General features: G+C 70.7%; 12 protein-coding genes, 3 tRNA genes and 1 pseudogene. 3 read left to right on the top strand and 13 right to left on the bottom strand.

Annotated elements, in window-relative coordinates; all coding sequences use genetic code 11:
• On the top strand, positions 1-625 hold a 625-nt coding region (locus VGD32_RS00305; RefSeq protein WP_331029913.1), incomplete at its 5' end, for a sulfurtransferase.
• On the opposite strand, the gene VGD32_RS00300 is transcribed toward VGD32_RS00305, so the two are convergent.
• Both VGD32_RS00300 and VGD32_RS00295 read right to left on the bottom strand, forming a co-directional pair.
• Entirely contained in the window at positions 622-1,932 is a 1,311-nt protein-coding gene (locus tag VGD32_RS00300; RefSeq protein ID WP_331029912.1) for a dicarboxylate/amino acid:cation symporter, read from the bottom strand. The two genes, VGD32_RS00305 and VGD32_RS00300, sit on opposite strands and share 4 nt — an antisense overlap.
• A gap of 28 nt (positions 1,933-1,960) precedes the next feature.
• Entirely contained in the window at positions 1,961-3,022 is a 1,062-nt protein-coding gene (locus tag VGD32_RS00295; protein WP_331029911.1) for an amino acid ABC transporter substrate-binding protein, read from the bottom strand.
• 136 nt (positions 3,023-3,158) lie between these two features.
• Here VGD32_RS00295 and metC point away from each other — a divergent pair, with 136 nt between their 5' ends.
• Positions 3,159-4,328 (top strand): cystathionine beta-lyase, encoded by a 1,170-nt coding sequence (gene metC, locus VGD32_RS00290; RefSeq protein ID WP_331029910.1) that lies wholly within the window; start codon positions 3,159-3,161, stop codon positions 4,326-4,328.
• Here the strand turns inward: metC and VGD32_RS00285 are convergent.
• The 11 genes from VGD32_RS00285 to VGD32_RS00235 all read right to left on the bottom strand — a co-directional run bounded on the left by VGD32_RS00285 (position 4,321) and on the right by VGD32_RS00235 (position 11,162).
• A complete protein-coding gene (locus VGD32_RS00285; RefSeq protein WP_331029909.1) occupies positions 4,321-4,794 on the bottom strand; it encodes a hypothetical protein in 474 nt (157 codons plus the stop codon). The genes metC and VGD32_RS00285 overlap by 8 nt on opposite strands.
• 5 nt (positions 4,795-4,799) lie before the next feature.
• Positions 4,800-5,573, bottom strand: a complete 774-nt coding sequence (locus VGD32_RS00280) for an exodeoxyribonuclease III (protein ID WP_331029908.1) — start codon at positions 5,571-5,573, stop codon at positions 4,800-4,802.
• Positions 5,574-5,621: 48 nt separating this feature from the next.
• A tRNA-Arg gene (locus VGD32_RS00275) sits at positions 5,622-5,698 on the bottom strand.
• Positions 5,699-5,757: 59 nt separating this feature from the next.
• The gene (locus VGD32_RS00270; protein ID WP_331029907.1) at positions 5,758-6,063 is read right to left on the bottom strand and encodes an ETC complex I subunit; all 306 of its coding nucleotides are present in this window, start codon (positions 6,061-6,063) and stop codon (positions 5,758-5,760) included.
• 103 nt (positions 6,064-6,166) lie between these two features.
• Positions 6,167-6,243, bottom strand: a tRNA-Pro gene (locus tag VGD32_RS00265).
• Positions 6,244-6,299: 56 nt separating this feature from the next.
• Positions 6,300-6,776 carry a DUF192 domain-containing protein gene (locus VGD32_RS00260; RefSeq protein WP_331029906.1) on the bottom strand — a complete coding sequence of 159 codons (477 nt, stop codon included), beginning with the start codon at positions 6,774-6,776 and terminating at the stop codon, positions 6,300-6,302.
• A gap of 105 nt (positions 6,777-6,881) precedes the next feature.
• Complete coding sequence (locus VGD32_RS00255) at positions 6,882-7,439, bottom strand: cold-shock protein (protein ID WP_331029905.1); 558 nt, start codon at positions 7,437-7,439, stop codon at positions 6,882-6,884.
• A 273-nt stretch (positions 7,440-7,712) separates the two neighbouring features.
• Positions 7,713-7,787: transfer RNA gene (locus tag VGD32_RS00250), tRNA-Glu, on the bottom strand.
• A gap of 72 nt (positions 7,788-7,859) precedes the next feature.
• Positions 7,860-9,686: a single-stranded-DNA-specific exonuclease RecJ gene (gene recJ, locus VGD32_RS00245; RefSeq protein WP_331029904.1), complete on the bottom strand. Its 1,827-nt coding sequence runs from the start codon at positions 9,684-9,686 to the stop codon at positions 7,860-7,862.
• A complete protein-coding gene (glpX, locus tag VGD32_RS00240) occupies positions 9,686-10,642 on the bottom strand; it encodes a class II fructose-bisphosphatase (protein ID WP_331029903.1) in 957 nt (318 codons plus the stop codon). Before glpX ends, recJ begins: the two co-directional genes overlap by 1 nt.
• A gap of 61 nt (positions 10,643-10,703) precedes the next feature.
• Positions 10,704-11,162: a hypothetical protein gene (locus VGD32_RS00235; RefSeq protein WP_331029902.1), complete on the bottom strand. Its 459-nt coding sequence runs from the start codon at positions 11,160-11,162 to the stop codon at positions 10,704-10,706.
• A 77-nt stretch (positions 11,163-11,239) separates the two neighbouring features.
• On the opposite strand from VGD32_RS00235, the pseudogene VGD32_RS00230 reads away from it, so the two are divergent.
• Positions 11,240-12,120, top strand: a pseudogene (locus tag VGD32_RS00230) (class I poly(R)-hydroxyalkanoic acid synthase); the annotation flags it as partial.

The following is a 12,120-nucleotide window of genomic DNA, read 5'->3' as shown; positions in this document are numbered from 1 at the left end:
CTTCGCCGCCCGGATGGGCGGTCTGGGCCTGTCCGAAACCGATCACATCGTCGTCTACGACACGGTCGGCATCCGTTCGTCGGCGCGGGCGTGGTGGATGTTCCGCGTCATGGGCGCGCCGCGGGTTCAGGTTCTCGACGGCGGCTTGCCGAAATGGCGGGCCGAGGGCCGGCCGGTGGAGTGCGGCTCCCCGCCTCCGGCCGTCCCCGCGCACTTCACGGCCCGGCTGGTCCCCGAATGGCTCGCCGGCCTCGACACCGTAAGGGCGGCGCTGGCCGGGGCGGCCCAGGTGGTCGACGCCCGGGCGGCCGACCGGTTCGCCGGCGCCGCGCCCGAGCCTCGCCCCGGCCTCCGCCGCGGCCACATGCCCGGGGCGCTGAACCTGCCGTTCCCTCAGCTGCTCCAGCCCGACGGCGCGATGAAATCCCGGCCCGATCTGGAGGCCGCCTTCAGCGCCGCCGGCGTGGATCCCGACAGGCCCGTCGTGACCAGCTGCGGCTCCGGCGTCACCGCCGCCATCCTCAGCCTCGGCCTCGCCGCCCTCGGCCGCTCCTCCCGCCTCTATGACGGAAGCTGGGCCGAATGGGGCGGCCGCGACGATACGCCGGTCGTCGTCGGCGCCTAGGCTCCCGGCGCCGCCGGCTCCGCCAGCCCGGGCGGCACGATCTCGTCGCTTTCGCCGCGCGACACCACGGTCGCCGCCACCAGATCGCCGGTGACGTTCAGGGTGGTCCGGCACATGTCGAGGAAGCGGTCGACGCCGAGGATCAGGCCGATCCCCTCGGCCGGCACTCCGACCATCGTCAGGATCAGGGCGATCACCGGCAGCGAGCCCGCGGGCACGCCGGCGGTGCCGATGCCGCCGAGGATGCAGACCAGCATCACCACCAGCTGCTGCGTCAGGTTCAGTTCGACGCCGAAGAACTGGGCCAGGAACAGCACCGTCACGCCCTCGAACAGGGCGGTGCCGTTCTGGTTGGCCGTCGCCCCCACGGTCAGCACGAAGCGCGAGATGCGCCGCGGCAGCTTCAGCTTCTCCTCGGCCGCCTTGATGGCGATCGGCAGGGTGGCGTTGGACGAGGCGGTCGAGAAGGCGACCACGAACGGCTCGCGCACCCCGTTGGCGAACCTCAGGGGGTTCATGCCGCCGAAAATCCAGACCAGCAGCGGGTAGACGACGAACATGTGAATGGCCATCGCCCCGACGGCCACGGCCGCATAGGCGCCGAGCCTGACCAGCAGGTCCCAGCCGAACACCGCCGCGAGGTTGAACATCAGGGCCGCGATGGCGATCGGGGCCAGTTTGATGACGAGGTTGATGAGCTTCATCATCACCTCGAACACGCCCTGCAGCGTCTCCTGCAGCTGGTCGGTGGCCCGGCTCCTGGCCATCACCATGCCGATGCCGAAGATCAGGGCGAACACCATGACCGGGAGGATCTGGTTCTCGGCCGCCGCCGTGAAGACGTTCGACGGGATCATGTCGAGGAAGAATTGGCCCGCCTCGATGCTCTTGGGCGCGTTGCCGACGATGGCCGAAGCGCCCTCGGCGCCCTGGGCCAGCAGCTGCTGCGCCAGAACCGGGTCGACGCCGTCGCCCGGGCGGAACCAGTTGACCATGCCCAGACCGATGCCGACGGCGATGGCCGAGACCAGGATGGTGAACAGCAGCGTCTTGTAACCGACGCGGCCCAGCGACTTGAGATCGCCCATCTCGGCCACGCCGACCGCGAGGGCGGCGAACAGCAGCGGCAGCACCAGCATGAACAGCAGGCGCAGGAAGATCTGGCCGACGGCCTGGATGATCTCCATCACCTCGGGGATGACGACCTGGCCGGTCAGATTGACGTACAGGCCGCCGCCCAGGCCGACCACAAAGCCCAGCAGCATCCACAGATAGAGCGGGATCCCGCCGCGTTTCGTCGTTTCCATGCTTCCCCCCGGCGCGCGGCCGATGTCGTTACCGGATCGGCAGGGCGTAGATCAGGCCGCCCGGCCTAGCGTTCCATTGTGCGTTAAGGCCCCGCGCCAGGTCGAGCGATGAATTGGGCCCGATGTTCCGGCTGAAGATTTCCCCATAGTTACCCGTGGCTTCAATCGCGTTCTTCGCCCAGTCGTTCGACAGGCCCATGGCCGATCCAAGGTCGCCCTCCACGCCCAGGAGGCGGCGAATCCGCGGATCGCGCGATTCCCGGGCCAGACGCCCGGCGTTGTCGGACGTCACCCCCAGTTCCTCCGCCAGCATCAGAGCGTTGAGGGTCCAACGGACGATCGAGGTCCAGGACTCGTCGCCGCGCTTCACCGCCGGGCCCAGCGCCTCCTTGGAGATGACATCGGGCAGGATGGCGTGCTGCTCGGGATTGGACAGCAGGGTCCGCGCGGCCGCCAGGGCCGAGATGTCGGCGCTGAACGCGTCGCAGTCCTCGCGGGCGTAGGCGTTGCGGGCGGCCTCCTCATTGGCCATCACCACGGGCCGGTATTCGATGCCCCGGGCCCGGAAGAAGTCGGCGGCGTTCAGCTCGGAGGTCGTTTCCCGCTGCACGCACACCCGCGCCCCGTTCAGCTCGGCCGCGCTGGCCAGGTTCAGCGAGCGCCGGACGAGGAAGCCCTGCCCGTCGTAATAATTGACCCCCGCGAAGCGGACGCCCTCGGATATCTCGCGCGACAGGGTCCAAGACGTGGCGCGCCACAGCACGTCGACCCGGCCGCCGCGCAGGGCGTCGAACCGCTGGCTCGAGGTCAGCGGCACGAACCTGACGGCGTCAGGGGTCCCCAGCACCGCGGCGGCCAGCGCGCGGCAGAAATCGGCGTCGAAGCCGCGCCATTCGCCCCGGTTGTCGGTGTAGGCGAAGCCGACCAGGCCCTCATGCACGCCGCAATTCAGCCGCCCGCGGCGCTTGATGGCGTCCAGGGTCGGGCTGGCGAAGGCCGGGGCCTCGGTGGCGGTGACGACCGGCTCGGCCTCCTGCTTCCCCCTGTCCTGATCGCCGCCGCCGCACGCCGCGGTCGTCAGGGCGAGCATCAGCGCCACACCCCCCGCGCCGGCTCGCCGTACCACCTCTGTCCGCATCCTGTTCCTCGCCCGCGCGATTCCAGACCTTGCGCCCCCGCCAGCTTTAGAGGCTTTTGAAGCTCTCACCGCAAGCCTCGACCGGCCCATGCCCGACCGTTCCGACCGCACCCGCCTGATCGCCCCCGCCACCCGTCGCGGGTCCGGCCGCCGGCCGGTCAGCCCGCCCGTGGAGCGCGCCTCGACCCTGCTCAACGACGATCCCGCCGCCATGCGTGACGAAGGCCCCGGCCCGGTCTACGGCATCGAGGACCTGACCGCCGCCCGCGAGCTGCGCGCCGCCCTCGCCGGCCTCGAGGGCGCGGCCGACGCCCGGCTGGTCCCGTCGGGCCTCGCCGCCGTCACCGTGCCCCTGACCACATTGCTCCGTCCGGGCGACGAGGTCCTGGCCACCGACGCCCTCTACGGCCCGACGCGGCGCTTCCTGAACCGTCACCTGAAGGCGCGCGGTGTCTCCAGCGCCTTCCACGCTCCCGACGCGTCCCCGGACGACATTCTCGCCGCCGTCACGCCGCGCACCCGCCTGCTGCTGATCGAGTCGCCCGCTTCGCTGACGTTCGAAGTCGTCGACCTCCCGGCCCTCGCCGCCGCCTGCCGCGCCCGGGGCGTGCTGACGGTGATGGACAACACCTGGGCCGCCGGTCTCGCCTTCCGCCCTCTCGCCCACGGCGTCGACGTCAGCGTCCAGGCCGTGACCAAATACGTCGGCGGCCATTCCGATCTGCTGATGGGCTCCATCGCCGCCGCCGATCCCGCCGTCGGCCGGCGGATCGCCGAAACCATCGAGGATCTCGGCTGGCGCGTCTCTCCCGACGACGCCTGGCTGGCTCTGCGCGGAATCCGCACCCTGCCGCTGCGCTACGCCGAACAGGCCCGCTCCGCCCTTGCCGTCGCCGGGTGGCTGCAAGGCCGCGCCGAGGTCGCGCAGGTCCTCTACCCCGCCCTGCCCGGCGCCCCCGGCCACGACCTCTGGCGCCGCGACTACACGGGCGCCGCATCGATCTTCGGCGTCGTCATGAACGGCGGCTCCGAAGCCGCCGCCCACGCCCTGATGTCAGCGCTCGAGTTGTTCGGCCTCGGCTATTCCTGGGGCGGCTTCGAAAGCCTGATCACCCACGAGACGGGCCAGCTGCCCTTCCGCCGCTCGCCGCCGTCGCTCCCGGGCGAATTGCTCCGTGTCCACATCGGCCTCGAAGACCCTGCCGACCTGATCGCCGACCTCGAGCGCGGCCTCGCCGCCTGGCGCGCCGCTAGCTGAGCTTCGTCCGCGCCGCCTTCAGCTTCGCCTTCAGGGCCTCCCGCGCCTTCCGCTGCCGTTTGGCCAGCGCTCCCGCCCGGCGCTCCAACGCCTCGCGTTCCGCCTCGATCGCGGCGCTCTCCTTCGCCTGCGCCTCGTCCAGCGCATCCAGTTCCGCCTCCAGCGCCTCGATCTTCGCCCGCGCCTTCGCGTCCGGCTTCGGCTTTTCCGGCTTTGGCTTGGCTTTCGGAGCCCTGGTCCGCTCGACCTTGCCGATATCGACAGCCAGCCCGCGTTCGATCAGCTCGCCGGGCGCCGCCAGAGCCGCCGCCCTGTCCGGACCGACATCGATCTCCCGGGCGGAGCCGTCCTTGAACAGGTCCCGCTTCACCCCCCAGGCCTCCAGCGCCCTGGCCCGCGACGGCGCCGCCACCGTCCACGAGTGGAAGCCGTCGGAATAGCAGAACACCTTCAGCTTTCGCGCCATGGGCCTCAGTCCAGCTCGATCCACACCGGCGCGTGGTCGCTGGCCCGTTCGCGCCCGCGCACCTCGCGATCGACGCCGGCGTCCTTCAGCCGCCCCGCCGCCGCCGGGCTCAGCAGCAGGTGGTCGATGCGCAGCCCCGCGTCCCGTTCCCATGCCTGCCGGAAATACTGCCAGAAGGTCCACGGCGGCGGGTCGTCGGGGAATCGCTCGCGCAGCGCGTCGGTCCAGCCCTGATCCAGCAGGCGCGCGAACGCCGCCCGGCTCTCCGGCTGCAGCAGGGCGTCCTTCTTCCACGAGCGGCTGTTGTAGATGTCGGCCTCGGTCGGCACGACGTTGTAGTCCCCGGCCAGCACCACGGGCGCGCCGGTCGCCAGCAGCTCGGCCGCATGGGCGTTCAACCGCTCCATCCACGCCAGCTTGTAGTCGAATTTCGGCCCCGGCTGAGGATTGCCGTTGGGCAGGTAGAGCGAGGCGATCAGCACCCCGTCCACCGCCGCCTCCAGATACCGGCTCTGCACGTCGGCGGGCTCGCCCGGCAGGCTGCGCCGCGTGACCACGGGCTCAACCTCCCGCGTCAGGATCGCCACCCCGTTCCAGCGGTGCTCGCCCTTCCACACCGCGTGATAGCCCAGCGCCCGGATCGCCGCCGCCGGAAACTGCGCATCGGTCGCCTTCAGCTCCTGCAGACAGCACACGTCCGGCCGGGCCGAGTCCAGCCATTCCAGCAGGTTCGGCAGCCGGGTGTTGACCCCGTTGATGTTGAAGGTGGCGATCTTCACCGCCCCTCAACGGCCCCGCTCGCCGACGGGTTGCCGCGAACGGCGGGATGGCGCGCCCAGCAGGACTCGAACCTGCAACCGTCCGCTTAGAAGGCGGGTGCTCTATCCGGTTGAGCTATGGGCGCCACGGGTCGGCCTGGCCTGCGCCTCAAGTAGCGCGAAGCGCGGCAGGCGCACCAGAGATTCAGTGCGTCCACGACACCTTGCGGTTGGTGGCGAAATTGTCCGCATAGGCCTTGATGATCACCGGCGGCTCCTGCGGCTCGTGCAGGCGGAACGGGATGCCGTGACGCTCGGCATAGGCGATCGCCTCCTCCTTCGAGTCGAAATCCAGCCGCACCTGGCCGTTCATGTCGGCCGAGCTGGTCCAGCCCATCAGCGGATCGATCGTCCGCGCCGACGCCGGCTCGAACTCCAGCCGCCAGGTTCTCGACTTGGCCTTTCCCGACTGCATGGCGTTGCGGGCGGGGCGGTAGATGCGGGCGAGCATGGACGGACTCATCTGGCGAGGCGAAGACGCCTCCATACAATGCGCCGGAGCGTGCGCTCAAGCAGCGAGCGGCCGCACCGCGAGCGATAGCGCCGCTTACATCTGGTCGGGGCGAGAGGATTCGAACCTCCGACCCTCTGCTCCCAAAGCAGATGCGCTACCAGGCTGCGCTACACCCCGTTCCAGAGCCGCGGTGTTTGCCACGCGGCGGCGCCCGCCGCAACGCGGGCCCGGGCTTATTCCGCGAAGAACGGATGGCGGACCTTGTCCCCCGCCTTGGCCCCGATCTCGTCGGCCCGCCCGCCGCGAAGTTCCAGCACGCCCATCGCCGGCCCGTTGGACGGGATGATGGCGTCCGAATTGGGCGTCGCGTTCCTGGCGATGGAGACGATGCGGCCGTAGGGGTCGATGTAGATGATATCCAGCGGGCTGGGCGTGTTGTGCATCCAGAAACCGCGCTCGGCCACGTCCGGGAACTGGAACAGCATGCCGCGGTCGTCGGCCAGCGGCTCGCGGTGCATCAGCCCGCGCTGGCGCTCGGCGTCGTCGTCGGCGATCTCGACCATGAACTGGTGCTCGCCCGTCGAGGTGATCACCGTCAGCCGCTCCAGCGGCTCCCCGTTCGGGCCTTGCGCCGTACCCGCGCCCGCGCACCCCGCCAGCAGGACCAGACCGGCGAGACCGGCCAGAAAGCCACGACGAACCAACATCATTTCATCCTCGGAAAGCCTGGGCCGCAGATTGCGCCGATCCGCGCCCACGGCAAGTCCCGGTTTGCGTCCGGTCTGGCGCGGCATCGCGCCCGGGAGGCGGGGCGATCAGCCGGTCGGGCGAATCTCGGCCACGACCAGCCCCTTCGGGCCCTCGGCGAACCGCACGGCCACGGCCTCGCCCGGCAGAAGATCGTCGAGCCCGCAGCGCCGCAGGGTCTCGACGTGGACGAAGATGTCGCCCGGCTGTCCGTCGCGCACGACGAATCCGTAGCCCTTTGTACGGTTGAACCATTTGACCACGGCCGTCTCCATGACCCCGTCGCCGTCAAGAGCCGGCAGCGCGCGGCTGTCGCGGCGAATGGCGTCGAGGCCGCGTCGCGGCGCGATGACCGCGTCGGGATCGCCTTCGCCCAGGTCGTGAACCTCGGTCACCTGCCAGCCCTTGGGGCGGCGGGCGCAGTCGCAGGTGATGGGCGCGCCTTCCGCCGCCGAGTCGCGGCCGCTCTCACGCAGGCTGGAGATGTGCAGCAGCACATCCTTCATGTCGGTCAGGTTCGGCTCATCGGGTACGATGAAGCCATATCCCTTGCCGGGATCGAACCATTTCACCCGGCCGGCGATACGCACCGTCTCGACCGTCTCAACGCCCTCGTAGTCGGACACAGCCTTCCCCCTGTCCGCGAGCGGTGCGGACGGGCCTTGTTTAACACGGTTCTGCGAAGCCCGGAAAAGGCAAAAACGCAGGTTTTGTCCCAAAGCTGAACATTTTTTTCAACCGGGGACTGAAAGCGCTCCCAATAACCGTCCCGCAGGGCCATGCGGCGCCGCGGCGGGGTGGGATCGTGCCGCGGGGCGCAGGTCGCGCCGGCGCAAAGCGTCTGCGCCCGGGCGAGGCGGGAGCGGCGGCATCCGGGGATGAAGGGGGAAGGCCCCGCGTGGCAGTCCCTAGGGGAATCGAACCCCTCTTTTCAGGTTGAAAACCTGACGTCCTAACCGATAGACGAAGGGACCGCGGCGCGGGGAAGCGGCGATATAGCCGCCGATTCCGCAGGGTGCAAGCGGCTTTGCCGTAGAAAAACGCGATCAGCGTTCGACCTGGGCCATCCTGGGATCGGCGACGTCCTCGATCTCGAACTGGACCCCGCGCCGGCCGTTCCAGTCGTCCGCCTTCAGCCGCCCCGCGACGCTCAACCCGCCCTGCCCGGCCAGCAGCGCCTTGCCGGCGGGCAGGTCGGCGCAGCGCCAGGCGATGGCCTTGACCGAGGCCCCGTCGGCGCCGACCAGACGACAGCGCACATGGCCCCCGTTCATGGCGACGGGCTCGCGCACGGCGACGTGCTCCAGGGCGAACAGCGGCTCCGGATTGGCCGGCCCGAAGGGGGCGAGCCGCTCGAACTGCTCGAACAGGGCCCGCGAGGCCGCGCCCGGATCGATCAGGGCGTCGATCTCGACACCGTCCAGCGCCTCGGCCGCCGCCTGCTCGCCGGCCATGCGCTCGTTGAGGAAATCCCGCAGCCGCCCGATGTCGCCGGCCCTGACGGTCAGGCCCGCCGCCATGGCGTGGCCGCCGCCGGCCATCAGCACTCCGGCCTCCCAGGCGGCCTGCACCGCCCGGCCCAGATTCATGCCCGGCTGCGACCGGCCCGAGCCCTTGCCGATCCCGTTGACCGCATCGACGCCGATCACCACCACGGGCTTGCGCCAGCGCTCCCGCAGCCGCCCCGCGACGATGCCGACCACGCCCGGGTGCCATTCATCGCCCTCGATCACCACCACGGCCGAGCCGTCGGCGTGGGCGCCCGAGGCCTCGACCATCCGCGTGGCCTGGTCCGTCACCTGCCGCTCGACCTCGCGCCGGGCGATGTTCAACGCGTCCAGCTCCTGCGCCAGCGCCATGGCCTCGTCGGGGTCGTCGGTCGACAGCAGCCGGGCGCCGAGGTCCGACTTGCCGATCCGCCCGCCGGCGTTGATGCGCGGTCCGAGGATGAAGCCGGCGTGATTGCATTTGGCCGGGCCCGATTCGCTCCCCGCCGCCGCCAGCAGCGCCCTCAGCCCGGGATTGCGCCACTCCGACATGACCCGCAGCCCCAGACTGGTCAGGGCCCGGTTGAAACCGGTCAGGCCGGTTACGTCGCAGATCGCGCCCATGGCGGCCAGATCCAGCCACTGGCGGATGTCGGGCTCCTTGCGGTCCCCGAACATTTCCCGCCGCCGGGCCTCGCGGTTCAGCGCCGCCAGCAGCACGAACACCACCCCCGCCGCCGCCAGATTGCCCTGCCCCGAATTGCAGCCCGGCCGGTTGGGATTGACCACGGCCGCGCAGACCGGCGGATGTTCCCGCATCATGTGGTGATCGATGACCACGACCTTCAGCCCGATCGCCGAGGCGTGAGCCACCGCCTCGTTGGCCGCCGCGCCGCAGTCGACGGTGATGACCAGTTCGGCGCCCGACGCCTTCAGCGTATCGAACGCCTTCGGACTCGGCCCGTAGCCCTCGGTCATCCGGTCGGGGACATAGATGGGCAGGTCCGCGCCCATGGCCCGGAACCAGCGCACCAGCAGGGCCGCGCTCGAGGCCCCGTCGACGTCGTAATCGGCGAACACATGGATCGACGCCCCGGCCTGAAGGGCGTCGAGAACCGCCTCCGCCGCCGCGTCCATGTCCATGAAGCTCGACGGATCGGGGAACAGCGCCTTCAGCGTGGGTGTGAGGAAGTCCGCGCCCTGGTCGGCCCGCACCCCGCGCGCCGCCAGCGCCCTGGCCAGCGGCTCGTCGAGGTTCAGCGCCTGCATATGGGCGCGGATCAGCGCCGCCTCGGCCGGCCTCTGCCGCCAGGCGCGCCCGGACAGCGAGCGGGAAACCCCCAGAAACGCAGAATGCGACGCAGGCAGGCTTCCCCCGTCGGCCATCAGAACGGCCGTCGGGTGTGGATGCGCTGGATGGTCCGGGTCGAGGAATCCATCACCAGCGTATGGGTGGTGACGAAGCCGTCCCTCACCTGCACGCCGTCCAGCATCGCCCCCTTGGTCACGCCGGTGGCGGCGAAGACCGCGTCCTTCGAGACCAGTTCGTGCAGGTCGTATTTGCGGTCGAAATCGGTGACGCCCGTGCGCTCGGCCCGGGCCCGCTCGTCGTCGTTGCGGAAGATAAGCCGGCCCTGGAAGTGACCGCCGACGCATTTCAGCGCGCTCGCCGCCAGCACGCCTTCCGGCGCTCCGCCCGATCCCAGATACAGGTCGATGCCGGTTTCCGGTTCGGCCGTGTGGATCACCCCGGCCACGTCGCCGTCGGTGATCAGCACCACCTTGGCGCCCACCTCGCGCAGGGCCGCGATCAGTTCGGCGTGCCGCGGCCGGTCCATGACGCAGACGGTGATGTCGCGCGGATCGACGCCCTTGGCCGAGGCCAGCGAGCGGACGTTCTCCTGCGGCTTCATGTCCAGATCGACCGTGCCCGGCGCATAGCCCGGCCCGATGGCGATCTTCTCCATATAGGTGTCGGGCGCGTGCAGCATGCCGCCGCTCGCCGACATCGACAGCACGCACAGGGCGTTGGCCATGGCCTTGGCCGTCAGGGTCGTGCCTTCCAGCGGATCGAGGGCGATGTCGATGGCCGGGCCCTTCCCGGTGCCGACCTTCTCGCCGATGTACAGCATCGGCGCCTCGTCGCGCTCGCCCTCGCCGATGACGATCTTGCCGTCGATGTCGAGCTTGTTCAGCGCCGTGCGCATGGCGTCGACAGCCAGCTGGTCGGCCTGCTTCTCGTCGCCGCGGCCGATCTGGGCGTAGCTGGCGATGGCCGCCAGTTCGGTGACGCGCGCGGCGTCGGCGGCGAGCGTGGAAGCGTAGGGGGCCGGTCCGGCCATGGGCGTTCTCCTGAGGACGATGATCCCGGGATTCTGTCGTCCCGGCGACCGTTGGTTTGGATCAGCGGCGATCGACCGGCGGCGGCGCGCGGCCGCGCTCGCGGGTCCGGCGGGCGAATTCTTCGATCTCCGCGGCGGTTTCGGCGGTCACCGGCGCCACCTCGACGGCGGCGACCCGCTCCCGCACGCTCTCGGCGAAGGCGCTTGCGTCCCCGCCCGTCAGCCACTCGATCCGCGCCGCCGCATCCGCCAGTTCGCCGCCCGTGGTTTCCAGCGTGGCGACGCGTGCGGCGATCACGGCCGGCGCCGGTTCGGCCTCCAGCGACTTCGGAAAGTCGGCCCAGCGCGGATACGACCGATTCGCGTCGACCAGCGCCTGCACCCGCGGCGCCACCGGCGAGGTCGGGTCCGTCTCCGGGTCGAAGGCGCCCACGCACGCCGTCAGACCGCCCGCGGCGGCGGCGGCGGTCAGGAGCGCTGCGAATTTCCGGATCGGCGCGTTCATGTCAGGGGCGGTCATATGCCATGATCACCCCGGGAGGAAGGGCGACCGCCGCCCCTACGACCGATCCTGACGTCCCCCGGAGCCTTTCGCGCATGGCCAAGCGTCCGACCACCCCGCCTGCAGACGCCGCTCGCGCGCCCCGCAAGTCCGGCCGTCCGACCTCGGCCAAGCCCCCGCGACCGCGTGCGGCGAAGGCCGCCGGGCAGCCCGCGCCCCGGCCGGAGCCCGTGCCGGAACCGCCGCAGCCCTCCGGCCCCGCCTTCGCCTTCCCCGGCGAGGACCAGCGGCAGATGATCGAGACCCTGTCGCTCAACCTCGCCAGGGCCGCCCTCACCGCCCAGTCGGCCATCGCCGAGGCCGCCCTGGCCCAGGCCGACCGCCCCGCCGCCCTCTCGCCCGACCCGTTCAATGTCGGCCCGGCCATGAGCCAGGTGATGAGCGGCCTCGCCTCGCGCCCCGACAAGCTGTTCGCCGCCCAGGCCGACCTGTTCAACCGCTACATGGACCTGTGGGCCTCGACCACGCGCCGCGCCGCCGGCGAGGAGGCCCCGGCCGCGCCGTCGAAGGACAAGCGCTTCAAGGATCCGGCCTGGTCCGAGAACCCGATGTTCGACGTCATGCGCCAGTCCTATCTGGTCACGGCCGACTGGATGAACGGCCTGGTCTCCAGCGTCGAGGACATCGATCCCCGCACCAAGCGCCGGGCCGAGTTCTTCACGAAACTCCTGACCGACGCCTTCTCCCCCTCCAACTTCCTCGCCTCCAACCCCGCCGCGCTGAAGGCCCTGGCCGAGAGCAACGGCGAATCGCTGGTCAGGGGGATGCAGAATTTCGCCGCCGATCTCGAGCGCGGCGCCGGCAGGCTGAAGATCAGCCAGGCCGACTACGGCCGCTTCGAGGTCGGGAAGAACGTCGCCACCGCCCCCGGCCAGGTCGTCTGGCGCGACGAGCTGTTCGAACTGATCCAGTACGA

This window comes from Brevundimonas sp. (assembly GCF_036402095.1).
Classification (GTDB): Bacteria; Pseudomonadota; Alphaproteobacteria; order Caulobacterales; family Caulobacteraceae; genus Brevundimonas.
Note: the sequence above shows the minus strand (reverse complement) of the source record. Positions and strands in the feature narration are given on the sequence as shown.